Below are 25,883 nucleotides of genomic sequence, written 5' to 3' on the forward strand. Positions count from 1 at the left end.
GGCGCGTGCTCTGGTTCAAAGGGATACCCCGCGTTTCCAGGGGATGAAATCGTCCTGCCCTAATTGCTCGGCGCGGGTGAGTTGGTGGCCGCCGGCGACGCGGATGAGCAGTTCCAGCAGCTCTTCGCCTTTGGACCGGATCGAGTCCTGCCCGGAGATCACGGTACCGGCGTCGATGTCGATGATGTCGGCCATCCGTCGGGCGAGTGCGGTGTTGCTGGCCATCTTGACGGTGGGTGCGATGGGGTTGCCGGTGGGCGTGCCCAGTCCGGTGGTGAATACGATCAGGTTGGCGCCGGAACCGGCCAGGCCCGTAGTGCTTTCCACGTCGTTGCCGGGGGTGCAGAGCAGGTTGAGGCCCGGGCGGGTGGCCGGCTCGGTGTAGTCGAGCACGTCCACGACCGGGGAGGTGCCCCCTTTCTTGGCGGCTCCGGCCGACTTCATGGCGTCGGTGATCAGTCCGTCCCGGATGTTACCCGGGGAGGGATTCATGGAGAAGGCCGAGCCCACCGCCTCCGCCCGCTGGCTGTAGCTGCGCATGAGGTGGGCGAACTTCAGGGCGCTTTCTTCCGTGACGCAGCGGTTCACGAGTTCCTGTTCCACGCCGTTCAGTTCCGGAAACTCCGACAGGATGGCTTTTCCGCCGAGCGTCACGAGCAGGTCGGACGCGTAGCCCAGGGCTGGGTTTGCGGAAATACCCGAGAAGCCGTCCGAGCCTCCGCACTCCAGTCCGAGCGTCAGGTGCTCCAGTCCGGCGGGCCGGCGCTGCACCTGGTTGGCCTGCATCAGCCCCGCGAAGGTGACCTTTACCGCCTCGGCGATGAAGTCGCGCTCTGACTTGCTGCCCTGCTGCTCAAGCACGTAAAGCGGCTTGGTAAAGGCCGGGGTCCGGCTCGCGAGTGCTTCCTGCAACAGGCTTACCTGCGCATTCTGGCAGCCCAGACTCAGGACGGTCCCGCCGGCCACGTTCGGGTTGCTCAGGTAGCCGGCCAGGAGGCGGCAGAGGGCCTCGGAATCCTGCCGGATACCGCCGCAGCCGCCCTGGTGGGTGAGAAACTTGATACCGTCGACGTTGGGGAAGACGCGGTTGTGTTGCAAGTCCGTACCGGAGCGCAGGATCTCCGTGGCCATAATCTCCTCCGCCCCCCGGCCCTGCCGGTATTTGGCGATGAGAGCGTCCACGTCCACCGTGAAGGCGCGGTCGGTCACGTAGCCCAGCTTTTCGAGCATGGCCGACTGGATGACCTCGATGTTGCGGTTCTCGCAGAAGACCAGCGGGATCACCAGCCAGTAATTGCGGGTACCCACGGATCCGTCGGCGCGGTGGTAGCCGTCGAAGGTGCGGCCCGCAAAGGCGGAGACGTCCGGCGCGTCCCAGTCCGTGCTCCGTCGCCCCACCGTGTATTCGCTGCTGGCGTGCACCACGTTCTCGGTGCTGATGCACGTACCCCGGGGCACGGGGCGCAGGGTCCGGCCCACAATGACGCCGTACATGGTGATGAGCTCACCTTCGACGAAGTCGCGCTCGGCGAATTTGTGTTTGGTAGGGACATCCTCCAGGAACGGCAGGGTCCCCCCGTCGGGCAGATCGATCTCTTCCCCGGCGCGGAAATCGCGGAGGGCAACGATCACGTTGTCGGCGGGATGAATTTTCAGCGCTTCGGTCATGGGCGTTTAATTTAAGCGATTCGCGGAAGATAGGAGTACGGCCACCGTTACCGGGTCGATAAACCGATTCGTTCGGCGTACTGCCGGGGAGCTTGCCGATGCATCTCCTTGGCGGCGTGCGCGGGTGCCGTAGCCGGCAAACATGCTGGGTCGCGAGGTTTCGACACCCAAGGTTGGTCGGTTCCCTTTCATCATCGTACAATTTGGCGGCGGAGCGGCAGGCCAGTTTCTCGGATCCCATCGACCACCAACGCGGCGATGGCCAGTGCTCCCGCGGGCGACAGGTGCGTGTCGTCCTGTACGCCTTCCGGGTAGTTCGGGTGCTCTCCGGGCTCGAGCCAGAGGAACAGGTCTTTGGACGGCGCATCGCCCATGCCGGAAATCAGTTCCCGGCTGCGGGCGGTCATATCGATGAACGGCACTTTCATTTCCTCAGCCGCACGTTGGGCGGCGGCGGGGTACACTCCGTGGGTCGGCTGCAAGTTGCCCGTCGCGTCGAAGTCGCGGCGCACGATCGGACTCAAAATCACGGCCGTAGCGCCCCGCTCCCGCGTCTCCCGCACGTAGCGTTTCAGGTTCTCCCCATAATCCTCCGGGGAGGAGAAGCGCGAGGTATCCGGCTTGGGGTCGTTGTGGCCGAACTGGATAAAAACGTAATCCCCCGGCGTGATCCGCTCGTATACGGTCTGCCACAAGCCCTCCTGCCGGAACGACCGGGAACTGCGACCGTTGCGGGCGTGGTTCTCCACACTGACAGCGGGGCGGAGGTAGGCGGAAAGGCTCTCGCCCCAACCGGTTTCCGGGCGGCGGTCCTCCTGCTTGGCGGCTGCCGTGGAATCTCCAATGATATATACAGTCACCGGCGCCGGAGCAAAGGACCGGCACCCGGCCGCCGCGGCCACGATCATGAATATGCCTGTGAGGCGGACCAGAAAGCCAAATTTTCTCATCTGGATAGGTTAAATATAATCAGTTCTGAGGCGATCACCGGACGATTAGCAGCCGCTGGGCGTGGCTTCCCCGGCGAGTCGTAACCAGGAGGTGGTACGCGCCCCGGGGAAGGTTTGCGACATTCACTTCGTACGGTTGCCCCGTCGTGTTAGTGACCATCTCCTGATGTACCAGGCGCCCCGCCCCGTCGAAGAGACGCACTCGCGCATTCAATGGAACAGCCGCGGCCAGCGAAACGCTCATGCGCGAGGTAGCGGGATTGGGAAAGATGTTTACCGAGCCCGCGGGCAAAACATCCCGGGTAGCGGTAGTGAAGCCGTCGTAGGCGATCAGGACGCGACCGATGGCGACGCCGCCCTGGGTGTCAACCAACTCATATTCGATGGTATCCATCCCCGATCCGGTAGCGGGGGGAATGAAGTTTATGCGATTGTCGCGGACGATCGCCAGGCCCGGCGGGTCATTGAGTATCCGGCTGATGCGCAGTTCACCTCCGTCTACATCGAAGTCGTTGGCCGTAACGTCCACCACGGTAGGTAGGGCGTAGTCGCTGAAATCAACGCTGTCGGTCACGGCTACGGGCGGGTGGTTGTTTGCGGGATTGAAGGGCCCGGCGGCGTTCATGACGTAAGCTGGGACCTCCGCTGCGAATAAAGGCGTATAGCTGTAGTAATTGGCGGGTACGAAAGCATCGCCGCCGGCTTCCCGTCTGCCAGTGCTTCCGTCGTAGATGTTCCCGATGCTTACCAGTTCCGGTTCCCTGATGCCTCTTCCCTGATCGCCGACGGAGTGGGGATTCCGGGAGTTGCGGAAGTAGTTGTTTTCCACTACGAGTCTGGACTCAAAATTGGCGGCGATGCAGTAGGAAGCGATGTCCTCGAAGTAGGTATTCAGGACGTGTACGTCGCCGAAGCGCGTGCGGGGCATCCGCTGGGACAGGCCCTTGCCCGAGGTACCGTCAAACCAGCAGTTGTAGTAGGTCGTGCGCAGGTGACCGCGGCTTTCCACCTGTTCGTCGCTGGAGCCGATTAGGCTGACCTTGTTGTGGTCGCTGAACCGGCAGTTGGAGACGGTGATGTAGTCGGCATCCATGCCGTTGCCGCTGCGGATGTCCAGCAGGCCGTCGGCGGCGGCGTACATCCAGCAGTGGTCGATCCAGACGTTCTGGCCGTAAACCGTAATGCCGTCGGTGCTGTGCGTTTTGCCCAACCAGTCGCCGTCGTAGGAGTCGCCGATCGACAGGTTCTGGATGATGACGTTGTTGCCTACCACTTCCAGTCCGCCGTAGCGGATCATGGCATCTGGGGTGACTCCGCGCAGGGATTTGTTCCCGTATACTTTCACGCGCTCGTAGCGGTTGAGCTCAATGGTATCCTGTACGAGGATCACCCTCGGAGCACTGCCTTGCAGTTGCGCCACCAAGCCTGCCCGCGTGCTTACGGTGACGGTTTCTCCCCCTTCCCCTCCCGTCGTACCGCCGTTCAGGGACGCCCAGCCGATCGGGCCCTCCTGACCGGGAAGGGCGATCGGGAGCCACAGGAATACCACACACAGCATCAGGCTCTGGTACATGATCGACGGAAGGGTTTGGGAAGTGGTGAGGTAGTTGGCCGCAACCTGAGCTATTGGACTACGGGGGCCTCGACGAGCTCGCCGTTGAGGTAGTAATCTTGGTACGTAAGGTCGTCTACGAACTCGATCTTGTTCCCTTCGGCCACTCCCTCGAATTTGCAGTCGATCAGCTGTACGTCCGTGATGGGATGGTCGGGGCTGTACCCTTCCAGCAGGAGGCCGTAGCGGCTCTTCTTCGAGGTGACGTTCTCGATCAAGATGTTGCGTACGGTGGGAATGTACACCTGCGTCGTGTCGGAGAAAATGGCGTAGCGCATGTTGATGCGGACCACCGCTTCCCGGACTTCTCCGACGGTGATGTTGCGGAAGTAAAGATTCTCGATGGTACCGCCGCGTACCTTATTGGTCTTCACCCGGATGGCGCGTTCCAGATTAGGGCTGTCCATGATGCAGTTCTCCGCGAAAATGTTGCGGGCTCCCCCGCTGACTTCGCTGCCGATCACTACCCCGCCGTGTCCGTCCTTCATCTCGCAGTCCTGGATGACCACGTTTTCGATGGGCCTTCCGCTGTTGCGGCCGTCCTGGTTGCGGCCCGACTTTAGGGCGATGCAGTCGTCGCCCGTGTCGAAGTAGCAGTTGCGGATCAGTACGTTGTTACAGCTCTCGGGGTCGCAGCCGTCGCTGTTTGGTCCGTGACTGATCACCCGCACGTTCTGGATGGTCACGTTCTCGCTCAGGGTCGGATGCAGTACCCACATCGGGGAATTGAGGATGGTAACGCCGTCGATCAGGATATTTTTGCAGTGGAAAGGCTGGATGAAATTGGGCCGCAGGTAGCTCACGCCCTCGAAGCGTCGTTGTTCCAGCGGTACCTCATTGGTGTTCCAGGCGTACAGCTGCGGGCGACTGTTGTCGTCGGCCTGGCTGGGCATCCCTTCCTTCCATCCGTAACGGTCGGACCCCGACCACGGCCACCAGTTTTCGTTACTGGCCTGTCCGTCAAGCGTGCCGCTACCCGTAATGGCAATGTTCTCCTGCTCGTAGGCGTAGATCAGGGGACTGTAATTGTAGGTCTCCACGCCCTCCCAGCGGGTGTGTACTGCGGGCAGGTAATCTTCGGGTGTGGTACTGAATTTCAGGGTGGCCCCTTCGGACAGGTGGAGGTTGACGTTGCTCTTCAGGTGGATGGGCCCTTTTACGTAAAAGTCACCCGCCGGTACCACCACGCGGCCTCCTCCGGCCGTGGTACACTTTTCAATCGCCCGCCGCAGGGCCGGCAGGGCGTCCGTGCGTCCGTCGGCTACCGCACCCTCGGCCGTGATGTCGAAGTCGCGGTCGGGAAACTCCGGAGGCTGAATATTCGACAGTATGTCTTCCATACCAGCCCAGGGGTCAGCGGCGGCGGATGGGTCGGCAGCAGCTCCGGTTTCCGGGGCGGGTTGGCAATGCAGAAAAAGAAGACAGGCAAGGAATCCGGGAAGGTATCTGGTCATGGTGCACGATCGTATTAATGGACAACTCGTCGAAAGGGAGAATGGAAAAATCCGTCCTTCCGGCATTGCCAAATGTAGCCAGTACTCCGTCACCCGGATCATGCAGGAATCATCATCGACCCTTCCGGTTTTCACATCTGCCCGACTGCGGTTGGTGGAGGGGGGTAGCCAATTTACATTAGGTGCTATCAACATTTTGCCCCGTGATCCACCTGCTCCTGTCGCTCTGCTGCCTCCTATTTCTATCCTGCCAGGCACGTCCCACGTTTCCACAGGAGCGCGACCCGGTCGCGGACCGTATGCTGCTCTACCAGCGGGACAACGGCGGATGGCCCCAGGATCATGGCGACGCAGTGGATTATGCCTCTCCCCTGACCGCGCAAGAGCGCGCAGCCGTAGCGGCGGATAAATCGAAGGAGGATGCCACCCTGGACGACCACAGCACTACCCGGGAGATCGACTACCTGTTGACCGCCTTTGAAAAGACAGGAGCGACAGCCTATCACGAGGCCGCGGTGCGCGGTCTGGAATTCCTCTTGGCCGCGCAGAACGCGGCCGGAGGGTGGCCCCAGAAGTACCCGGACACCTCCGGCTACCACGGCCACATCACCTACAACGACAACGTGATGGTCGACGTGATGAACCTCCTCTACGGAGTAGCCGATGGAAAGGGTAAGTACGGCAGTCTCGCGCAAGACCTGCGTGAGCGGGCGAAGGCTGCCGTAGAGCGGGGCATACGGTGCATCCTGAATACCCAGGTAGTGGCTCCGGACGGACGGCTTACCGTATGGGGCGCGCAGCACGACCGGCACACCCTAAGACCCGCACCCGCCCGGAAATTCGAACCCGCCACCCTTAGCGGGTCGGAAAGCGTGGGCATCGTCCGCTTTCTGATGCGGCTGCCCGCGCCCGACGAGCGGGTCAAACGCAGCATACGGGCGGCGGTGGCGTTTCTCGATTCCGTCCGAATCGAAGGGTACCGTATGGACCGGATCGACGATCCCCGGCAGCCCACGGGCCGCGACCGGATCATCGTAGCGGACAGCAGCGAAACCCTCTGGGCGCGCTTTTACGAACTGGAAACCTACCGCCCCGTTTTCACCGGTCGCGATGCGGTGGTCCACTACCGGCTGGCCGACATCGAGAACGAACGCCGGGTCGGATATGGTTTCTACGGATCCTGGCCCCGCGACCTGATTCGGAAGGAATACCCCGCTTGGGAGGAACGCGTGGCCCGCTAAATTTTTTCCTCCTGCTCCTGAATGCGCTGAATGAACTGGGTAGGCGTCATATCGAACTCCTTCTTGAAGGTGCGGCTGAAAGAGTTGGGCAGGTCGAAACCCACCCGGTAGGCCACTTCGGCTACAGTGAGGCTCTCCTGGGCCAACAACTCCTGGGCCTTCTTCATGCGAAAGGATTTCAGCAGGTCGATGGGCTTTTTGCCGGTCAGCTGCTTCACCTTACGGATGAAGTGCATGTGGCTCAGGTGCATGGCCTCGCACATGGCCCGCACGTTGAAATCGGAATCCCCTACGTGCTCGTGCAGCAAGCCCGTGAGCCGCTGCAGGAATTCCTCGTCCGGCGAGGCCACCACCTCGGTTTCCGGCGTGAGGCGGAAGTCGAGGCTGAATTTCTCCCGCAACCGGCGGCGCTGTTCGAGCAGGTTCTCGACCCTGAGCAGGAGCAGGTCCGGATTGAAGGGCTTGGTGATGTAGTCGTCCGCACCCTTGGCGTAACCGGAGGCCTTGTTTTCGTCCAACACTTTGGCCGTGAGCAGGATGACCGGCAGGTGACTCGTGGCCAGGTTCTCCTTGAGTCGATGACAGAGGGTGATGCCGTCCATCTCGCCCATCATCACGTCGCTCAGCACCAGGTCGAAAGATTGCTCCTGCGCGAGCCGCAATCCCGCTCGGCCGCTCGTTGCGGTTACGACCGTGTACCCGTCGCCCAACAGTTGGGCAAGGAACTGCAACATGTCAGGGTTGTCTTCCACCACCAGTATGCGCGCCCCTTCTCCCTCCACGCCGGAATCGGTTTCCTCGACCTCCGCCGCATCCTGGTAGCCGGTCAGCAGCAGGGCCGCCTCCTGGCGGGTGGTACGGAATGCCCCCTCCTGGGCCGCCGCCGGTTGGCTTACCTCCGAGACCCGACCGGGGAGCAGGGGCAGGAAAACCGTGAATGCGGCGCCCGCCCCCGGGATACTCTCCACCCGGATGTCGCCCTGCATCAGGTAGATCAGGTCTTTAATGTAACTCAGCCCGATACCCGTGCCCCCTTCCGTGGAGGTTTGGCTCGGAGAGGTATAGTACTTGTCGAAGATGAGGGCGATCTTTTCCGGACTGATGCCGCTGCCGGTGTCCTTCACTTGCAGGCGGATGTATTCCGGGTAGAATCCGTGCAGACCCGCCGATTCGGCGGAAACGGTAGACAGGTCGACCGTGATGCTTCCGCCCCGCGGGGTGTGGCGGAAGGCATTGGACAGGAGGTTCGCCAGCACTTTTTCCACCTTGTCCAGGTCAAGGGACACCACCGCTTCGCGCTCCGCACCGTTGAAGGCCAGGTAGATCTCACGTTCCAGGGCAAGATCCTCGAAGAGCGAGGTGATGCCTTGCAGGTATTCGCACAGGCGCACGTCGCTAAGCTTGATCTCCAGGGCGCTCTGCTCGATACGCCGGATTTCGAGCAGTTGGTCAATGAGCTTAAGCAGGCGCCGGGCATTGCGCTGCACCATCCCCTGCAGTTGCTGCCGCCGGGACGCGGGCAGGTTATCCTGCTCTTCCACCAGCTGATCGATGGGGCCGAGGATCAACGTGAGGGGCGTGCGCAGTTCGTGGGAGATGTTGGTGAAGAAGCTCAGCTTGGCCCGCGACAGGTTTTCCAGCTGCACCAGCATCCCTTCCAGTTTGTCGCGCTGCTGCCGGATCTCTTCGTGGCGGTCCTGCAGGGTCGCGTTGACGGTTTCCAGCTTCGCATTCTTGGCGTGTACCCGGTATTCGTAGAAGCCGAAGATGGACAGGAACAGCAGGATCAATCCGATGAACCACCCCTGCTTCCAAATGGGCGGCAGCACTTCGAAGGTGACCACGGCGGGGGTGGGATCGATGTTGAAGTCGAGATCCCGGGCGCGGACTTCCAGGCGGTGGGGTCCGTCGCCGAGGTGGGTAAAGGCGTATTCCTCCGCGGGCGAAAAGGGCTGCCACGGGCCGTCGTCCACCCGGTAGGAGTACATCAGGTGCTCGGTTCTGGTCTTGCCGAAGAAGTCCTTGCCCGACCAGGAGATGATGCCGTTACCGTCGGCCGGCACCCGATCGGTGAAAAAGGAGATGGTGGTTTCCGGCGGAGTTCGGGACGGCCCGTAGCGAGTGGTAAAGAATTCGTACTGGTCGCGCTCCGGCGGCGCCCCGGTGAGCGCCTGCCGTTTCCAGCTGCGCGATACGTGGTCGATCCATAGGAACTCAGGGGTATGGTGGAGCGTACCCCCTTCAAAATCCAGGTTGAGTTGCTCGGGAAAGATGTCCTGCGTCCAGGAGGTGCCGTCGAAGGCGCAGGTGCCGTTCTCGGTGGCCACGATGAGGATGGAATCCGACAGGGCATCGATACTGATGATGGTATTGCCCATCAGCCCGTCGGCGGTGGTGTAGTTCGTCCAGGCTCCGGCTTCGTACACGAACAGGCCATAATAGCGCGAGCCCACCAGCAGCCGGCCGGGCGTACTGTGCAGGCAGTTGACGTACTGCTGCAACCTTTCGTCTTCGGCGGGTTGCCAGCGGGTGCCGTCGTAGAAGAGCAGCCGGCTGCCCCCGATCCAGATCCGCCCGTCGGCCGACTCCCCGATGCCGTATACGTTGGCCTGCTGCAGGCCATTCTCCCCGTACACGTGGCGGATCCATTTCAGCTTTTCGGCGGTCGGGTTCGGCAGTTGGAGGAGTCCGCTGGTGAAGCCGTCCTCCGCCCGGGCGTCTACGCTGCCGCCGAACCAGAGGGTCCCATCGCGGGCCTCGAAGACGGCCCGGTAGTCGATGCCCCAGGACAACGTAGGGTGCAGCTGTCGCTCCCACCTCCCCTCGCGCCATACGGCGGTGGCGGCCTTGCCCCGGTGGGAACCGGCGGCCCAGATCTGACCGCGGGAGGTGCGCAGGAGCCGCACGGGGGCGTCCATCAGTCCGTCCGCGGTACCGTAGGCCGTCCAGCTGCTTCCCGATCGCTGCACCACGCGGTTGTCGTGGGCGATGTACCATTCTCCGTCGGCTGCCTCGGCAAACTGGAAACTGAGTCCCTCGTAGGTGAGCCAGCGGTCGAAGGAAAAGTCGAGCAACAGCAGTTTCGATTTGTAGCCGGCCAGCCAGAGTTGGTCGTTTCCGCTTTTCTGCAGGACCACCCGGTTCGCGGGGATGGGGTACTGTGGCGACTTGTACATCGCCCACTGCCCGTCGGGAAAGTAGGCCATCAACTTGGCGATGGTGCTGATCCAGATGATTCCGTTCTCCGATTGGACGATGTCGGTCATGTATTCATCCCCGCCGAAGCGCCGGTTGAGGTAGATAGTCTCCCATTCTGCACCGTCGTATACCAGGATGCCGCGGTCGGAACTTGAATTGATGACCCAGATCCGGCCGTCGGCGGCCTCCATCATGCGCTGGTCCTCCCCGAGTTGCAGGTCACCACCACTGGTGATGACGGAATAGTCGCGGAACCCGCTTGCGCTCACGTTCGACCAGCGGAATCGCAGCAGCGTCCCGTTCTCCATGTCGGTAGAGAGGGCGAACCACACCTCGCCGTTGCGGTCCTCGAGCACGTCGGAACCCTCGCGGAAGTTCTCCTCGGCGTTCAGGGCTTCCGGCGGCAGGGTCACCAGTTGCGCTGCGGGGAGAGCCGACCGTAGGACCGGCATCTTTTCCTTCGACGTATAGATCAGCAGCTCGTCGTCCATGCGCAGGTGGACGAACCCCCGGTTGGAACAGGCCATCACGCTGCCGTCCCGCAGTTCCTTCACGTTAGTGAAGGTAAACGGCAGGTTCTGCGGCGCGGTCAGCAGCCGGTCCCACTTGCCTTTCGCGTACCGGTAGATGCCCCACTGCGTGGCGGCGTAGACGGCCCCGTCGCGGGTTACCATGAGCTGCTCGACCGCCGCGCCGCGCGGACTGCCGGGCGCGTGGTGCGGCAACCAGGAATAGCCGTCGTATTCCACTACGCCGTCGCTGACTCCGACGAAAACCCGCCGGTTGGGCGTCTCCACCAGGCATCGGATGCCGGTACCGTCCACCTCGGGAAACTGCCGCCATCGCCAAGGCTCGGAAAGGGGGTTGACGACCTCCGGGGTGTAGGGTTCCGTCGCGTTTACGGCAGGTGCATTCAGGACGACCAGGAAGACGACCAGTAACCAACTAAGTCGGCAGCCATCCGCCCCGCCCGGGCACCCGCGTCCGCGCCCCAACCGCTGAAACGGAAGGAATCTCGGGCCAGACCAGGCCGGACGGAAAGGGTGAAAGAGCTGAGGCATGCGCATGATCGACCGCGTCGGATAACGGTGCAAAATAACACTGGCCCGAGGAGCATGGCCGGGTGAATCGGGGTTTCGTCCGCCAGCAGCGGGCTTCCAGCCGCCGTGTCCTACAGGTCGGTACGCAGTACGCCGTACAGGCTCTCCACGCCCCGGAAGTAGTTGCTCAGCAGGATATTTTCGTTCGGACTGTGCTGGTTGTTGTCGGGATTAACCAGCGGCAATACCACCGCGGGCACGTCCAAGGTATTCACGAAAGGCGCGATTGGCACCGAGCCACCCATGGTGCGGATGAGTACCGGTGGTGCTCCGAAAGTATCCTCAAGGGCGCGACGCAGCCACTGGCCCGTCGGGCCGTTCAGATCGGTACGGAACGCGCCGTAGCTGGTGGTTCCCTGCATGCGGGCCAGGCGGGGATACGACAGGCGTTCCTCGTCCGTGGGCTCCCGGTCACCTGGAATGAGGTGAAAGCCCTGGTTCTCCAGGTGTTCCCGCACCAATTGCAGCAGGCGATCGCCGTCGCTCTCCTTCACGAGGCGCAGGTCTATTTCCGCCACCGCGGTTGCGGGGATGATCGTGCGGACCTTGTCGCCCACCCATCCGCTGGCCATTCCGCGGATGTTCAGGCTGGGGTACTGCAGGGCTTCCTGCAGGTTCTCCCCTACCCCGTCGGGTTCGCTGAAGCCGATCTTTTGGCGGATCTTGGTGGGGTCGTCGGGTACCGTGGCCATCATCTCGCGGGTAGCCGCGTCCAGTTCGATGCCGTCGTAGAAGCCGGGGATCGTTACGCGCCCGCGCTGGTCCTTCATCGACGCCAGCAACTGGGCCAGGCGCAGGGCAGGATTGGGAGCGTAATTTCCGTAGTGCCCGCTGTGCTGCGGCAGTTTTGGCCCGAAGACCGTGATCTCGGCCGTGGCGATACCCCGGGCGCCGCCCACCAGAGTAGGTCGATTAACCAGGTGCACCGGCCCATCCAGAATCACCAGGTGGTCGGCGGCAAGCGCCTGCCGGTGGGTTTCTACGGCTCCGGGGAGGTCCGGACTGCTGGTTTCCTCCATGGGGTCGATGACAAACTTTACGGTGTAATTTGGTCGATCGCCGCGGGCCACCAGCTCGTCCCACGCCACCAGGAACATCATGATCGGTGCCTTGGCGTCGCTGCTGGAACGGGCGAACAGCCGCACGTCGCTGGTATCCGGGCGGGCCGGCAGCGTCGCTTTCTCGTACCGTACCGAGCCGTCGGCATCCAGTATCGTACGCCCGTAAGTAGGCGTGTAGGGCGGGGCGAGTACCCAGCGCGAGGAATCCACCGACTGCCCGTCCACGTGCCCGTAAAACAGTACGGTCTCGGCATCGGGCGACTCCGCCGGGAAGGTGGCCAGGAAAAGGTCGATGCCGGCATTGGGCAGCCTCTGGGTGGCAAAACCGCGACGGCTGAACTCCCGTTCGAGCCACTGCAGGTTCCCCTCGAGTTGCCCCTCGATGCGCGCATCGTTAGGGATGGCCAGGAACGCTTCGTAGTCCGGCAAACTGCCCAGCGTCCGTTCGTAAAGCCCTTCCTGGGCGGGGACGCGGGTGCAAAGCCAGCACAGGAACAGCAAGGTCAGGGGGTAACGCATATTTCGGATTTGGAAGTTGGAACTTGAGAAGCGTAAGATAGACAAGACCGCCCTTCCCTAATTAATGCGTCATTCTGTAGGCCTGGGTGGTGACGAAGTACTTGGTCAGCATATTCACCCGCTCCCATTCAGGGATTTCGCCCGCGGCCAGGTAATCCAGGTACTGCTCCGTCACCTGCCCGAAGTGGTCTTCGTGGCTGGTACGCAACGCGTCGGGCACCACGATCTCGTAGCCTGCGTCGGCGGCCCGGTAGCTGATGCCGGGGAAACGGTCCTGCAAACTGGCGATCGCGGCATCCAGGGCATCGGGGGTTAATCCATCCTTGGGTTCCACGTAAAGGGTGGGTTGGTAATTCTGCGGCGCGTCCTGCCGGATGACCAGGTCGGAGCGGGTGCCCCGCATGACCGAATAGTGTGTGTCGGCCGCCCCGGGGGGCGCCTCGTAATTCCAGATCACGGAGGCCCGGCCGTGAATCCCGCGCACGGTGAAATCGATGGAGCCGTTGGCGTATACTTCCAGTTCCCCGTCCGTGACGGCCGACTGCAGGTACTCGGAAAATTCCGCTTGCCCGGTAACGTGCTCAAACTGCTCAGGGGTAAGGCGGGTGGCCCACCGGCGGGCATCGACTACTTCTACCTCCGTGGTATCGATGGGCTGGTCGGGGAAAGTCTCCCAGAGGATCAGATCCACCAGGTGGGTAGCCACGTCGACCATCCCCTCGCCCTGTTGATTGACGTCGAAGAACCAGGCCGGCCGGGTAAGGGGCTGTCCGGACACCAGCTTGCTGAAGTGGTGTACGCTTTCCTTGGAAATGGCCGGCTCCTCGACGCTGCCCGTGAGCAATTCGCCGAATACTTCCTCTTGTTGGGACAGGGCGCGCTGCAGCATGGTGGTAATCTCGAAGCGCTCGGTCATGATGTCGTAGAGCAGCAATCCTTTTTCCTCGGCCTCCTCCATGGCGGACTCCAGCATGGCGTACTCCGCGGGGTCGATCACCATCGGCTTGTCGGCCAGCACGTTCAGTCCCGCATCGACCGCGGCCTGGATGTACTCGGTTTTACGGGCGTTGTTACCGGAGAGGACTACGACATTGCCGGCTGTGTCGGACAGCATGCGGTCCAGGAAGTCGGGACCGGTGTACACTTCCTGCTTCCAGCCGGTGGGTGGATCTCCGGCGTTGTACCGGCTAATGCGGTCCAGGTGTTGCTGCAGATCGTCTCCGGCGGGGGCGTACACGTGTACCGTGGAATCCACCTGGGGATACATTCGCTTCTGCACCAAAGCGGCGTGGAAGTGACCGGGATCCAGGGTGATCAATCTCACCGCGGCGGGTTCAGGCTCGGGCATCGGGTCAGCGGTGGTGGCACAGCCGGTGAAGAACAAGAGGGCAAGGTAGGCCAGACTGAATGCAGTGGGTTTCAGCTTGTCGAGGGTTGCGAATCGGTTAGCGGGCAAGGGCGGGTATATTTTCGTAGCCGTAGGGATAGCGCTGCGACCGGCTTAGCATCCGGTTAGCGGTGTCGTTGTCCTTGAAGCGCTCGTTGACGGGATCCCAGTAGAGTTTTCCGGGCACTTTCATGGCGATGTGTGACACCAGGCAGGCCGAGCAGGAGCGGTGGGCTACTTCGGCCGGAGAGACGGTCAGGCCGCGGGTCTTCATACAGTCGAGCCAGTTGCCGTGTTGTTCATGGCTGTCGTAGAGGCGAATGTCGCTGTCCGTCAGCTGCAGCTGCTCTTTGTCAGTAATGGTGGTCTTGAACGCCTCGCTGTTGCCGAAGGTGGGGTCGCTGGCTGTCACCCCCACGCTGCCGCGGGACACGAAGATCGATCCGTCGGAGCCGTGAAAATGGATGCCGTTGGGCAGCTCACCGTCGATTACCATGGTTACCCCGTTGGCATATTTGCTTTCCACGTGGTAGGGTCCGTGGACCGTCCACAACCCCTGCTCGGGAAACTGCGCGGTGGCCTCCACCTCGATCGGACCCGTAAATTCAGTGCCCATGCCCCAGTGGGCAATGTCGACGTGGTGGACGCCCCAGCCGGTGATCATACCCGCACCAAACTGCTCGCAGCGTAGCCACCCCGGCCGGGAGAAGTCGTCCTGCGGATGCACGCGATCGACGGTATAGGGTACGTAGGGCGTGGAACCCAGCCACATATCGTAGTTCAGGTTATCGGGAATGGGCATGGGCTTCATCTCCCCGCCGGCCGGGTCGCTGGGCAGGCCGATGTCGACGTGCTGCAATTTGCCGATGCGCCCGTTGCGCACCAATTCGCAGGCGCGCCGGAACTGAGGCCACGGATCGTTCGAGCGCTGCTGACTGCCCAGCTGGAACACGACGCCGGTACGGTGAATGATGTCGCTCATCATTCGCCCCTCTTCGATGGTAAGGGAGGTCGGCTTCTGGAGGTAGATGTCCTTGCCGGCCAGAGCCGCCTCGATGGCCGGTTGGGCGTGCCAGTGGTCGGGCGTACTGATGATGACGCCGTCGATTTCCGGATTGGCCAGCAGCTCGCGGTAGTCGTCGTACATCTTTACGTCGACGTACTTGTCGCTGCCGCGCTCCTTGCGGTACCAGTCCTCCACGAAGGTTTTGCCGAGTTCCTTACGGCGCTTGTCGAGGTCGCAGACCGCGATGACCCGCGCGCTGTCGTGGCGCATGGTTTCGGGGAGGTCATGGCCGCGTGCGATGCGGCCGCAGCCGATCTGCGCGATCTGCAGTTTGTTGCTGGGTGCGTCTTTACCGAGCACCGAGGCGGGCACGATGGTGGGTACACAGAGGGTGGCGGCCACGGTGGCGACGGATTTTTTGAGGTAGGACCTGCGATTCATGATGGACTGGCTAAGTGAGTGAGAGAGTTAATTGGATTGGCGCGCCGCCCATTCCATACCGCCGAGGATATGGCGCAGGTAAAGCGGATCGGAATAGTGTTCGCTGCGGTGCCCGAGGGCGGTGTACCACTGCCGGCCGCCGTGGTTGGTCAGGTACCAGGAAGTGGGGAAGCTGGTACCGAAGGTATCGCCGGGGTAGCCGGCCTTGCCTTCGGGGTCGTCTACCGTGCTCAGGTCGGCAGCGAGCAGGACGTGCATGGCCGGATTGAGTTGCTTGATGTAGTAGCACTCCTCGTCGCGGATGTGCCAGGTCGGGGGCAGAAAATCCGTGGAGGGGTGGTCGGCGTCGATGACCGCCACGTCAAAATCCTGCCGCTTGGGGTGGCGGAAGAAAGTGCCGCCAATGACCCGCCAGAAATACGGCCAGTCGCGCTCCGAGCCAATGGCCGAATGAATGGCGACGAAACCGCCGCCGCCCTCGAGGTAGGCACGGAAAGCCTCGTGCTGGGCCGGCGTATCGAAGATATCATTGTTGGTATTGGAGAACACGAGCAGGTCGAATTCCGATAGCCGGTCGCCAGAGAAGTAGGTCGGGTCCTCGGTACTTACCACGGTAAACCCGTGGGTCGCGCCTAGCTTTTCGATCGCCGCCACGCTCGCCGGGATATTCTCGTGGACGTAACCCTTGCCGTTGCGGGTGTACAGCAGGACGCGCTTGCCGTCCAGGGGGCTGATCTCTTCCCGAATTACCTGGGGCGGATGGGCGAAGTCCTGCCAGTACCGCTCCGCCGCCAGGGAATCTAGCGTGCCGTCGTAGACTACCATCCGGTATTTCAGCCGGTATTGGCCGTCGGGGCGCAGGCGGTAGTCGATCTCCTGGGCGGGATTGAAGTTGACGAAGACATTTTCCTTACCCCCATTGGCGCCCACGGGCCAGATGCGGATGGTCTGCGGGGAATCGTAGTTGTCCGGGTGGGAAAGGAACAGGATACCCGACCGGCCGCTGTCCGTAGGTCCGTCGACCATCATCCAGCGGGCGCGGGTGGCGTTGCCGTCGGCCTTATTCTTTCCGCCGGAGGTAAGCAGCCTGGCGGTTTCGTCGTCCCAGTCGGGCCGCGCCCGAAAGCCGAAACCCTGGTAGCGGTAGGCCTTCACCACGAAGGGCTGGTCGGTGACGTTGCGTTGCGTGGTGGTATAGTCGACCTGGTAGGCCTTCTCCTCCACGCTGTGCACGCGCAGTTCAAGTTGTTCGTCCAGCAGCTGCCGCGCACCCTCGCGCACGGCACTGTCCGGAAAGGCCATATAGGCGTGGGTGGCCGTGAGGCCCGCCCGTAGCGGACCGCTTTTCACGGCATCTACCCCCTCGGCGACTACCGTTCCGTGGCCCCGGACGAGGTTCCAGAAGTCCAGTTCCCGGCCCTCAAATTCGGTGTGCGTCCACGGGTTCCATACCCCGTAGTGATGGTAGTGATCGGAAGGCTGTATCCGGGTCAGGGTATCGCCGGATGGCGACCGCAGGGGGTGGATGAAGCCGCCACGGGAAAAGATCGGATCTACCCCGGCGGGCACCGGCACCGCGTCGCGCTGGTAGGTCAAGAGGGGTCGACCAGCGGCGGCAAATTCCACGCGCCCGTCCACCCGGCGGGCCTGCACCTGTTCCACATTCGCGGCACCCGCGGTTCCCGCCCCGCCCAGCACGTAACGCCGCTTCGTATTCGCGGGAGTCTTGCCCGTGAGGGTCCAGCACAGCTGGCTGCCCTCGCGTTGCATCCTCACCGGAACGCGGTCGTTCCCCCTTATTTCGTACAGGGCCGGATTGGAAAGTCGGTCCAGCATCGTGTCGGGAAGTTCCGTGCAGACCAGCGTTTCCATTCTTTCGTAAGGGCCGGAATCTACGGTAAAGGTCGGACCGCCGCCGGACTGTGCCAGGAGGGCACCCAGGCTAAAGAGCAGGCCGGAGAAGAAGGTGAGGCGGGGTAAAATCTGCAAGGGGTGTTGACTTTGGAAGGGAAGATAGCCCGTGAGGGGGAATTAGTCCATCGATTGCGTAACTCATTTCGCGACTACCGGGAGTTCGCGGCGGGAGCGTAAAAGCGGTAGGTGCCCGATCCAAGTTTCACGACGGTGTCGGGGCCGGACTGGCGGGTTTCGTGAATGCCGTTGCCGGTTTGCAGGATCTCGTCCTCCAGCCGTACGTTCTCCAGTTGAGCGTCCGGCAAGTGCAGCTCGGCGGTGGTGTTGGGGGGCACGGTCACGGTGAAGTAGCGGCCGTCCGGACCCGTCGTCCAGCCACTCTCCGCCGATCCGTAGGGCGTTTCCAGTTTGGCCCGGGCCTGGGAGAGGGTTCCTCCCGGCCGAGGCTGAAGTATCAGGCGTTTGTATCCTGGAGATGCTTCGTCGGTATCCAGTCCGGCCGCCCGCCGATAAAGCCAGTCGCCCACTGCACCATAAGCGTAATGGTTGAAGGAGTTCATGCCCACGTTCTGGAAGGTGGAGTCTGGCTTGATTCCGTCCCACCGCTCCCAGATGGTGGTGGCCCCGCGGGTCACGGGGTAGAGCCAGGAAGGGTATTCCGTGCGGTGAAGCAATTCGTAGGCCGTGTCCGCGTGGCCAAAACGGGTCAGCACGTGCAAGAGGTGGGGTGTACCGAGGAAGCCGGTGGTGAGGTGACCATAGCGTTTCACGTTTTCGACCAGTCGCTGGGCGGCGGCGGGGCGCAAGTCTTCCGGCAAGAGGTCGAAGGCGAGGGCCAGCACATAGGCCGTCTGCGTGCTGCTCACGAGTCGGCCGCTCGGGGTCACGTATTCGTCGCGGAAGGCCTGGCGGAGTTTTCCGGCGAGGTCACGGTACCGGTTTGCGTCGGCGGTCTTTCCCAGCACCTCGGCGGTGCGGGCTAGCAGATCGGTGGAGTGAATGAAAAAGGCCTGGGCGATCAGGTACTTGTCGGTGATGGCCGAAACGCCGGAGGGGTCGTCGCTGCGGCTGTAGAACAGCCAGTCGCCAAAGTGATCGCCCGTATTCCAGAGCAGGTCGTCGCCGGCCGTCTGTTCCATGTATTTTACCCAGTCCTGCATACTCGCGTACTGCTCCTCCAACACGCGCTCGTCGCCGTAAGCGAGGTACAGGGTCCAGGGGGCGATGGTCGCCACGTCGGCCCAGCCGGCTGCGCCCGACGCCCCGGCTCCCAGTACGTTGGGCACGACGTGGGGTACGGCTCCCGACGGCAACTGGTCGGCGGCAAGGTCCCGCAGCCACTTCCGGAAGAATCCCGATACATCGTAGTTAAAGGCTGCCGTACGGGCAAAGGCCTGCGCATCGCCCGTCCAGCCCAGGCGTTCGTCGCGCTGCGGGCAGTCCGTGGGCACGTCGACGAAGTTGCCGCGCTGCCCCCAGCGGATGTTGCGCTGCAGCTGGTTGATCAGGGAATCCGAACTCGAAAACGTACCCGTCCGCTCCATCGCCGAATGCATAACCTCCGCCCGAAAATCCTCCAGCCGGGGCGTGCCGGGCCAGTCCCGGAGCCGTACATACCGGAAGCCCATGAAGGTGAAGGGCGGCGCGAAGGTCTCCGGTCCGCCCCCAGCGAGGGTATAGCGGATCTCCTGCTGTGCCGTGCGCAGGTTGGCCGTATAGAAATTGCCTTCCTTGTCGAGCACCTCGGCGTGGTGTACGGTGACGGTCCGGCCACTGGGGCCGTCCACCGTGAAGCGGAGTCGACCGACCAGATTTTGTCCGAAGTCGATCACGGTATCCCCTTCCGGGGTGTAAAGTATTTCCCGCGGCTGGAGTACTTCGGTGATCCTTACCGGGGGGCCTACCGGCTCCACCAGCACTTCCTTGGAATGGTCGACTTCCGATACCGGCTCCCATTTCTCGCCTTGGTATCCAGCGGTCGACCAGCCCGGCATCTCCCGGCGGGCATCGTAAGCGATGCCGTTGTAGATGTCGGCGGAACGGATGGGGCCGCTGGAAGTACTGCTCCAATTTCCGTCGCTTATTATCCTATCGGTGCGTCCATTACGGTACGTCACTTCCAGTTGCAGTAGCAGGGCCAAATCGTCTCCATACACCCCCCGGTTACCGGCCCAACCGAGGTTGCCACGGTACCAGCCGTCGGCCAGGGTCACGCCGATCGCGTTTTCGCCGGTGCGCAGTTGCTCGGTCACGTCGTAAGTCTGGTACTGCAGTCGCTCCTGGTAAGCTGTCCACCCGGGTGTGAGCAGTTGGTCGCCCACCCGCTGCCCGTTGATCTCGGCGGCGTACAGTCCGTGACTGGTGACGTAGAGCCGGGCGGATGCGACGTTATTGCCGAGCTGAAATTCGCGCCGCAGATAGGGAGCGGGCGGCGACGTATCCTGGTCTCCGGATTCCACCGGCTGTATCCAGGTGGCCGACCAGTCCTCGGGCCGCAGCAGCCCCATCTCCCAACGGGCCGGAGCGCTCCAGCCGGAATCGTTGCCGTGGTTGTCCCACACGCGCACCTGCCAGAAGTAGGTCTCGCGAGACTCCGGTGCCGGACCGCCATAGGGCACCAGAACCGACTGATCCGATCCTACGCGGCCGCTGTCCCAGCTTAACCTGCGACCCCGCTGCAGGTCGAATTCGTTGTGGGCCACCCGGATCTGGTAGGCCATCTGCATCACGTCGCGGGTGTCGCTTACCAGCTTCCAGCTGAACCGGGGTTGGGTCTCCCCCACCCCCAAAGTTTCGGCCTGCTGTTCGAAGCGCAGATCCGCTACGCTCACCCCTTGTGCCTGAAGGATAACGGATCCAAGGAGCCAAAGAAGAATTACGAAATGCATAAGCGTGGTTTGCAGTGATCGACCCCCTAATATATCCGATCGCACGCCAATCCACTATCCTGCTCTGTCCCGGAGGTAGGGCACGCTCTACTCCAAGCGCCCGGGTGGGCACGCTCAAGTATCAGAATTCCCACACGCTATTATAACTGGAGGTCCAGTTTGTCCGCACCTCCCCGCTCCGCCCCTGTTTTATACTTAGCACCGTGTCGGGCGACCTGACCGGCGCAAAGACCCTGCCTATGAAAATCATTGGTGGCTGTACTCTCCTGCTGGCACCCCTGCTCCTCACCCGTTGCGACATTCCGAAGGACCCCGCCGGTTCACTGGACGCGGCCAGGCAGACCGCACTGCAAGTCGGCGTCACGGATAATTCGCCCTTCGTCATCTTGCAGGGCGACCGGCCGAGCGGCCTCGAGGTGGCCCTATTGGAGGACTTTGCCGTGGCCCAAGGATTAAGGATCAGCTACCGAAAAGGCAGTGAATCCACCCTCGTTAAAATGCTGGAAAACAGATTACTGCACATAGCCATCGGTGGATTTGAAAAAGGTTCCATATGGCAATCCAAGGCCGGTTTCAGCGCCCCCTACGACAGCACGCACGTCCTACTCATTCCCAAGGGGGAAAACCGGTTGCTGTACGAACTGGAAAAGACCATCTTAAACCATCCCCGATGATCTACCAGACGCACCAGTTCGAGCTGCCCGGGGACTTGCAGGTGCAGATGCTCCACGCCAAGCGGCTAGAGTGGATCACCTTGGCGTACCTGCTGTCCGTGGTGGTCGTGATGTACCTGGTGCTGGGTTCCAGTCAGGCCATGAAGACCGCCTGGCTGGAAGATATTCTGGGCATGTTCCCGGCTGTGGCCTTTCTGGTCGCCTCCCGCTTTTACTATCGACCCCCGAACCGGGAATACCCCTACGGTTACCACCGCGCCTACGGCATTGCCTACCTAACCGGGGCGGTATCCCTCACGGCCATGGGTGGCTTCCTGGCCATCGATTCCACCCTCAGTCTGCTCACCGGCGAGCGCCCCACCATCGGCATTCTTTTCCTTTTAGGGCACCAGGTATGGCTGGGTTGGATCATGATACTAGCCCTGTTGTACAGTTCCCTGCCGGCCATCTTCCTCGGGCGCGCCAAGCTTCCCCTGGCCAAAGCCCTCCACAACAAAATCCTCTATACCGACGCCGAGACCCAGAAAGCAGACTACTCCACCGCCCTGGCGGCTATCGGGGGTGTCCTTGGCGTGGGACTCGGGTTCTGGTGGGCCGATGCCGTGGCCGCTATCCTCATTTCGGGTTCAGTTTTGAAGGATGGCTTCCAAAACCTGCGGGCCGCCACTCAGGACATGCTCGATCGCTACCCGGAGGTTGTCGGTGAGAAGGCCAAGGACCCCCTGATCGCTCAGGTACACGAGCGGGTAAAAAAGTGGCCGTGGGTGGCCGAGGCCCGCGTGAGGTTCCGGGAAAACGGACAGGTGTATTACGGGGAGGTTTTGTTCGTTCCCCGCGACCACCGGGAGCTCGTGAACCGCATCGCCAAAGGGCGCGAGGAGCTGCTGGCTATGCACTGGAAACTGCATGACGTTACCCTGATGCCGGTGCAGTCCTTTGAAGATTACCGCGACGTGCCCTCTTCCCACTCTGAGGGCGAATTTTCTGGCGGCGGAGCGCGGGTGCAGGGCTAAACCCAACTGCCCTGCCGGGTGGTATGCACCTTCATTCCGGCTGGTACACCCTGACGTAATCTACCACCAGCCGGGCCGGCAACTGCGCTTCCTCTAGCGGTCCGCCGTTCGTCCCGCCGAGCGCCAGGTTCAGCAGCATGTAGTGCGGCTGCCGGAAAGGATGAAAGTTCGAACCATCGCGGTTGGCCAACTCCTCCATCGGCTGCCGATTGAGTAAACTGTCGTCGACGTAGAGGGCGATTGCGTTTTCGTCCCAGTCCATGCGCCAAACGTGAAATTGATCGGCCCACTGCGCCCCACCCAGGCTGTCCAGCGGGATCCGCCGGTCGAACCACAAGGCCTGCCCATCCGCCCCGCGGCTGGCGATGTTGGCCAGCAACTGATCCTGGTAGTACTCCATTATGTCGATTTCACCGTTGCCGGGCCAGTCCCCCTGCGTGCCGAGCGTCCACCAGGCCGGCCAGATGCCCTGCCCCACCGGGATCTTGCCGCGCATCTCGAAGCGGCCGTAGCGCCATTCGCCTTTGCCCCGGGTATTGATGCTCGAGGAGGTGTACTCGATCTCCGGCCGAACGTGGCGCCAGTCGTCGCTACCGGGTCGGTGGGTGGGATTCGGCTTCCGTTCCCGGCGCCCCTCGATCACCAGGAATCCGTTTTCCACCCGGGCGTTGTCCTCCTGGTACCACTGGTCTTCGCGATTGCGGACGAATCCCCGCTCGTAGCTCCAGTTCGTCGTATCCGGCCGGCTTCCCCGGTCGAATTCGTCGGACCACACGAGGCGGTAGCCCGTCGGCACGGGAAAAGGTTCCAGGGGAGGCTCACCCGGCCGGTCCGGCGTACAGGACTGGACCGTCAGTAAAATCAAGAAGTACAGGAATTCCGACCGCATGCGCAGATCATTGGGGGTTCGGGCGGAAATTTACGCTTGCGGAATTACACCCGGATAATCGGCTGTTGACCACCCGGCCTGGCTCACGGTTAAGCCCATGGCACCCGCGCGCCGTCCGCCCCGCTGATGGAACACCCCCACCTACCAACCTGATCAGGCTGGCACACCCCGCAGCACTCCGGCCAGCAACTCATAGGATTTGAGTCTGGCCTGGTGGTCGTAGATGTGGGATACGGCCATGAGCTCGTTGACTTGGGTCTGCTGGAGAAAATGGGCAATGTCCTTTTCCAAGCGCTCCGGTCCGCTGATGAAGGAAACCGCCAACATTTGCTCGACGTACTGCCGCTCGGCCGGCGACCACAAGTGGTCCATGGAATCAACGGGCGGCTGCATCAGTTGTCGCTTGCCGGTGACCACGCCGAGCATCAATTGCTGGAGGGTGGTACCCAGGTGCTCCGCTTCGGCGTCCGTGTCGGCGGCCACTACGTTGACGCAGGCAATGGCGTAGGGCTCGGCAAGCACCGCGGAGGGCCGGAAATTGTCGCGGTAGCGCTTCAGGGCCGCGAAAAGCTGCGTAGGGGCAAAATGACTGGCGAAGGCGTAGGGCAGGCCCAGCAGACCGGCGAGGTAGGCGCTTTCGGTACTCGACCCCAGGATGTAGATCGGGATGTCTAGCCCCTCACCGGGGATGGCCCGCACCGGGGCGTGGCGATTGTCGGCGGAAAAATAGGCCTGCAATTGTTGAATGTCGCGGGGAAAGTCCTGCCCGGCGTCGAAGCGTACCCCGCGAATTGCCCGCGAGGCAACGGGGTCGGTACCGGGGGCGCGACCCAGTCCGAGGTCAATGCGCCCGGGGTACAGCGTCGCCAACGTACCCATCTGCTCGGCCACCACCAGGGGAGAATGATTCGGCAGCATGATACCGCCGGATCCTACCCGGATGGTCTGGGTGCCCCCGGCCAGGTAGCCGATCAGGACGGGCGGAGCGGAACTGGCCACCCCGGCCATATTGTGATGCTCGGATACCCAGAAGCGGGTGTACCCGAGTCGTTCGACGTGGCGTGCCAGGTCCAGGCTGTTGCGGAAGGTGTCGGCGGGCGTGTGGCCCTCGCCTACGGTGGCCAGGTCGAGGACGGAAAAGGGAAGGCCAGAAGGGGGATTTTCAGACATCATGCACTCGGTCTAGGGAACAAATTCACTGGGGAAAGGAAGACACTTCCCGTCCCGATTGGTTGTCTGTGTACCGTCAACGGCAGTCGGAGACCGACCCGTTTTACCCGTATCTCAGCGCAGGGCCTCCATACTATCCTGCCGCACCTGGATCACCCCGCGGCGCGGCCGGTCGAGGTCGATGATGATGAAGACCAGCAGACAGATCAGCAGGTTCAGGATCAGGGCGGGGGCGCGGGAGCGGCGCTGGCCCAGTCCGCTGGAATACCCGATGAGCCCCCCGGAGGCGATGAAGAAGGTGAACAGCAGATAGAAAATAGCCGGCGGCACGTGGCGCTGCAGGGCGTCGATCCGGCTGCCGTAGGCGTCGATCATATCGTTCACGGCCGTGAGAAAATAGCCGGTCTTGACGGGATTCGGATTGGCCTCGGCTGCCGCCACCCCAATGGTCCAGATGCGCTGTTGCAGGGCGGTGGTCTCGACGTTCAGCACCTTGCGTTCCTCCCGGTGGGTAAGGTCTACACCGGCACTGCGGAGTCGTAGGGCAATGTATTCGTCGATCGCCGCCTGGGCCTGACTGCTGTAGGGGTCAGGTAGCAGGGCGGTCCGCAACTCGGCGGTGCCGATGGCGTTGGCTTCGGCCACTTCGGCTCCCGACCGGACGTCGTAGCGCTGGATCGACATGCTGAAGGTGAAGCCCAGGATGAGGGCCAGCATACCGAGCACCCCGCCCTGGATGGCGGAAGTCTGTGACTTCACGTCGCTGTCGGAGCGGTCGAGGTAGTGGCCGCCGATGCGCACGCCCAGTTCGTTGGCGGCGACGATAAGCAGAAATAGGACGACGGCAATCAGGACGCTGTTCAGGCTGTACATATCAAATTGGATGATGACGGGAGTTTAGCGGAGGGCTTCCATACTATCCTGCTTGACCTCGATCAGGCCCCGGCGCGGCCGGTCCAGGTCGATGATGATAAAGACCAGCAGGCAGATGAGCAGGTTGAGGATCAGGGCGGGCACGCGGGAGCGGCGCTGGCCCAGTCCGGTGGAATAGCCAATCAGGCCGCCCGTGGCCATGAAAAAAATGAACAAGAGGTAAAAGATAGTCGGCGGCACGTGCCGGTTCAGTACGTCCAGCCGCCGCCCCTGGGCGTCGATCATGTCGTTAACGGAGGTCAGGAAGTAGCCGCTGCGTACCGGACTGGGCGAGGCATCCGCGGCGGCTACCCCGATGTCCCAGATGCGCTTTTGCAACTCCCCGCTGCGGGTGTTTAGTGCCTTGCGTTCTTCCAGTCGGGTAAGGTCGACGTGGCTGCTCTCGAGGCGCAGGTCAATGTATTCGTCGATCGCCGCGACGGCCGCGGCGTGGTGGGGCTCCGGTAGCAGGGCGGCCCGCAGTTTGGCGGTGCCGATGGCGTTGGCCTCTTCCACTTCGGCTCCCGCGCGGCTGTCGTATCGCTGGATCGACATATTGAAGGTAAAGCCAAGGATCAGGGCCAACATGCCGATGATACCGCCCTGGATGGCCGAAGTCTGCGACTTGACGTCGCTGTCCGAGTTCTTACGGGCCCGCTGCCCCAACCAGAGGCCGATCATGTCCGCCGCCACGATCAGACAAAAGAGGATCGCGACGATTACTAGACTGTTAAGGTGGTACATGCAGCGGGTTTTCCGCCACGAATATAGGCCCCTGCCCTTCCT

The 25,883-nt window shown here is 62.4% G+C and carries 17 protein-coding genes; 3 read left to right on the forward strand and 14 right to left on the reverse strand.

Annotation, left to right across the window (positions count from 1 at the left end; genetic code table 11):
• Positions 1-15: 15 nt before the first annotated feature.
• The 4 genes from E4021_RS04310 to E4021_RS04325 form a co-directional block, all read right to left on the reverse strand.
• Positions 16-1,668: a UxaA family hydrolase gene (locus E4021_RS04310; protein ID WP_136456682.1), complete on the reverse strand. Its 1,653-nt coding sequence runs from the start codon at positions 1,666-1,668 to the stop codon at positions 16-18.
• A 191-nt stretch (positions 1,669-1,859) separates the two neighbouring features.
• Positions 1,860-2,618 carry a rhamnogalacturonan acetylesterase gene (locus E4021_RS04315; RefSeq protein WP_211096958.1) on the reverse strand — a complete coding sequence of 253 codons (759 nt, stop codon included), beginning with the start codon at positions 2,616-2,618 and terminating at the stop codon, positions 1,860-1,862.
• A 34-nt stretch (positions 2,619-2,652) separates the two neighbouring features.
• On the reverse strand, positions 2,653-4,191 hold the full coding sequence (locus E4021_RS04320; protein ID WP_136456684.1) for a pectate lyase family protein: 1,539 nt from the start codon (positions 4,189-4,191) through the stop codon (positions 2,653-2,655).
• Between the two features lie 50 nt (positions 4,192-4,241).
• On the reverse strand, positions 4,242-5,684 hold the full coding sequence (locus E4021_RS04325) for a glycoside hydrolase family 28 protein (protein ID WP_136456686.1): 1,443 nt from the start codon (positions 5,682-5,684) through the stop codon (positions 4,242-4,244).
• A 203-nt stretch (positions 5,685-5,887) separates the two neighbouring features.
• Between E4021_RS04325 and pelA the strand changes: the two genes are divergently transcribed.
• Complete coding sequence (gene pelA / locus E4021_RS04330; RefSeq protein WP_211096959.1) at positions 5,888-6,925, forward strand: pectate lyase; 1,038 nt, start codon at positions 5,888-5,890, stop codon at positions 6,923-6,925.
• Here the strand turns inward: pelA and E4021_RS04335 are convergent.
• The 6 genes from E4021_RS04335 to E4021_RS04360 form a co-directional block, all read right to left on the reverse strand.
• Complete coding sequence (locus tag E4021_RS04335; RefSeq protein WP_168797464.1) at positions 6,922-11,190, reverse strand: response regulator; 4,269 nt, start codon at positions 11,188-11,190, stop codon at positions 6,922-6,924. The genes pelA and E4021_RS04335 overlap by 4 nt on opposite strands.
• 104 nt (positions 11,191-11,294) lie before the next feature.
• Positions 11,295-12,803: a M20/M25/M40 family metallo-hydrolase gene (locus E4021_RS04340; RefSeq protein ID WP_136456690.1), complete on the reverse strand. Its 1,509-nt coding sequence runs from the start codon at positions 12,801-12,803 to the stop codon at positions 11,295-11,297.
• Between the two features lie 61 nt (positions 12,804-12,864).
• Complete coding sequence (locus tag E4021_RS04345) at positions 12,865-14,259, reverse strand: putative oxidoreductase C-terminal domain-containing protein (RefSeq protein ID WP_211096960.1); 1,395 nt, start codon at positions 14,257-14,259, stop codon at positions 12,865-12,867.
• Positions 14,249-15,637 carry a Gfo/Idh/MocA family protein gene (locus tag E4021_RS04350; protein ID WP_136456692.1) on the reverse strand — a complete coding sequence of 463 codons (1,389 nt, stop codon included), beginning with the start codon at positions 15,635-15,637 and terminating at the stop codon, positions 14,249-14,251. Before E4021_RS04350 ends, E4021_RS04345 begins: the two co-directional genes overlap by 11 nt.
• Before the next feature lie 27 nt (positions 15,638-15,664).
• Positions 15,665-17,626 (reverse strand): DUF6807 family protein, encoded by a 1,962-nt coding sequence (locus E4021_RS04355; protein ID WP_136456694.1) that lies wholly within the window; start codon positions 17,624-17,626, stop codon positions 15,665-15,667.
• A gap of 74 nt (positions 17,627-17,700) precedes the next feature.
• On the reverse strand, positions 17,701-20,439 hold the full coding sequence (locus E4021_RS04360; RefSeq protein WP_136456696.1) for an alpha-L-rhamnosidase: 2,739 nt from the start codon (positions 20,437-20,439) through the stop codon (positions 17,701-17,703).
• Positions 20,440-20,678: 239 nt separating this feature from the next.
• On the opposite strand from E4021_RS04360, the gene E4021_RS04365 reads away from it, so the two are divergent.
• On the forward strand, positions 20,679-21,113 hold the full coding sequence (locus E4021_RS04365) for a transporter substrate-binding domain-containing protein (protein ID WP_136456698.1): 435 nt from the start codon (positions 20,679-20,681) through the stop codon (positions 21,111-21,113).
• A complete protein-coding gene (locus E4021_RS04370) occupies positions 21,110-22,126 on the forward strand; it encodes a cation transporter (protein ID WP_211096961.1) in 1,017 nt (338 codons plus the stop codon). The genes E4021_RS04365 and E4021_RS04370 overlap by 4 nt, the downstream gene beginning before the upstream one ends.
• A 31-nt stretch (positions 22,127-22,157) precedes the next feature.
• Here E4021_RS04370 and E4021_RS04375 read toward each other — a convergent pair whose 3' ends face one another.
• The 4 genes from E4021_RS04375 to E4021_RS04390 form a co-directional block, all read right to left on the reverse strand.
• Positions 22,158-23,015, reverse strand: a complete 858-nt coding sequence (locus E4021_RS04375) for a glycoside hydrolase family 16 protein (RefSeq protein WP_136456700.1) — start codon at positions 23,013-23,015, stop codon at positions 22,158-22,160.
• A 153-nt stretch (positions 23,016-23,168) separates the two neighbouring features.
• A complete protein-coding gene (locus tag E4021_RS04380) occupies positions 23,169-24,185 on the reverse strand; it encodes an LLM class flavin-dependent oxidoreductase (RefSeq protein WP_211096973.1) in 1,017 nt (338 codons plus the stop codon).
• Between the two features lie 114 nt (positions 24,186-24,299).
• On the reverse strand, positions 24,300-25,058 hold the full coding sequence (locus E4021_RS04385; protein ID WP_136456704.1) for a bestrophin-like domain: 759 nt from the start codon (positions 25,056-25,058) through the stop codon (positions 24,300-24,302).
• A gap of 24 nt (positions 25,059-25,082) precedes the next feature.
• The gene (locus E4021_RS04390; protein ID WP_136456706.1) at positions 25,083-25,841 is read right to left on the reverse strand and encodes a bestrophin-like domain; all 759 of its coding nucleotides are present in this window, start codon (positions 25,839-25,841) and stop codon (positions 25,083-25,085) included.
• Positions 25,842-25,883: the final 42 nt, after the last annotated feature.

It is taken from the genome of Neolewinella litorea, assembly GCF_004803465.1.
GTDB lineage: Bacteria > Bacteroidota > Bacteroidia > Chitinophagales > Saprospiraceae > Neolewinella > Neolewinella litorea.

Excerpts from the sequence above, each read along its gene's own strand:
- E4021_RS04310 (WP_136456682.1), bottom strand. The coding sequence starts at position 1,668 with ATGACCGAAGCGCTGAAAATTCATCCCGCCGACAACGTGATCGTTGCC.
- E4021_RS04315 (WP_211096958.1), bottom strand. The coding sequence starts at position 2,618 with ATGAGAAAATTTGGCTTTCTGGTCCGCCTCACAGGCATATTCATGATC.
- E4021_RS04320 (WP_136456684.1), bottom strand. The coding sequence starts at position 4,191 with ATGTACCAGAGCCTGATGCTGTGTGTGGTATTCCTGTGGCTCCCGATC.
- E4021_RS04325 (WP_136456686.1), bottom strand. The coding sequence starts at position 5,684 with ATGACCAGATACCTTCCCGGATTCCTTGCCTGTCTTCTTTTTCTGCAT.
- E4021_RS04335 (WP_168797464.1), bottom strand. The coding sequence starts at position 11,190 with ATGCGCATGCCTCAGCTCTTTCACCCTTTCCGTCCGGCCTGGTCTGGC.
- E4021_RS04340 (WP_136456690.1), bottom strand. The coding sequence starts at position 12,803 with ATGCGTTACCCCCTGACCTTGCTGTTCCTGTGCTGGCTTTGCACCCGC.
- E4021_RS04350 (WP_136456692.1), bottom strand. The coding sequence starts at position 15,637 with ATGAATCGCAGGTCCTACCTCAAAAAATCCGTCGCCACCGTGGCCGCC.
- E4021_RS04360 (WP_136456696.1), bottom strand. The coding sequence starts at position 20,439 with ATGCATTTCGTAATTCTTCTTTGGCTCCTTGGATCCGTTATCCTTCAG.
- E4021_RS04365 (WP_136456698.1), top strand. The coding sequence starts at position 20,679 with ATGAAAATCATTGGTGGCTGTACTCTCCTGCTGGCACCCCTGCTCCTC.
- E4021_RS04370 (WP_211096961.1), top strand. The coding sequence starts at position 21,110 with ATGATCTACCAGACGCACCAGTTCGAGCTGCCCGGGGACTTGCAGGTG.
- E4021_RS04375 (WP_136456700.1), bottom strand. The coding sequence starts at position 23,015 with ATGCGGTCGGAATTCCTGTACTTCTTGATTTTACTGACGGTCCAGTCC.
- E4021_RS04380 (WP_211096973.1), bottom strand. The coding sequence starts at position 24,185 with ATGTCTGAAAATCCCCCTTCTGGCCTTCCCTTTTCCGTCCTCGACCTG.
- E4021_RS04385 (WP_136456704.1), bottom strand. The coding sequence starts at position 25,058 with ATGTACAGCCTGAACAGCGTCCTGATTGCCGTCGTCCTATTTCTGCTT.
- E4021_RS04390 (WP_136456706.1), bottom strand. The coding sequence starts at position 25,841 with ATGTACCACCTTAACAGTCTAGTAATCGTCGCGATCCTCTTTTGTCTG.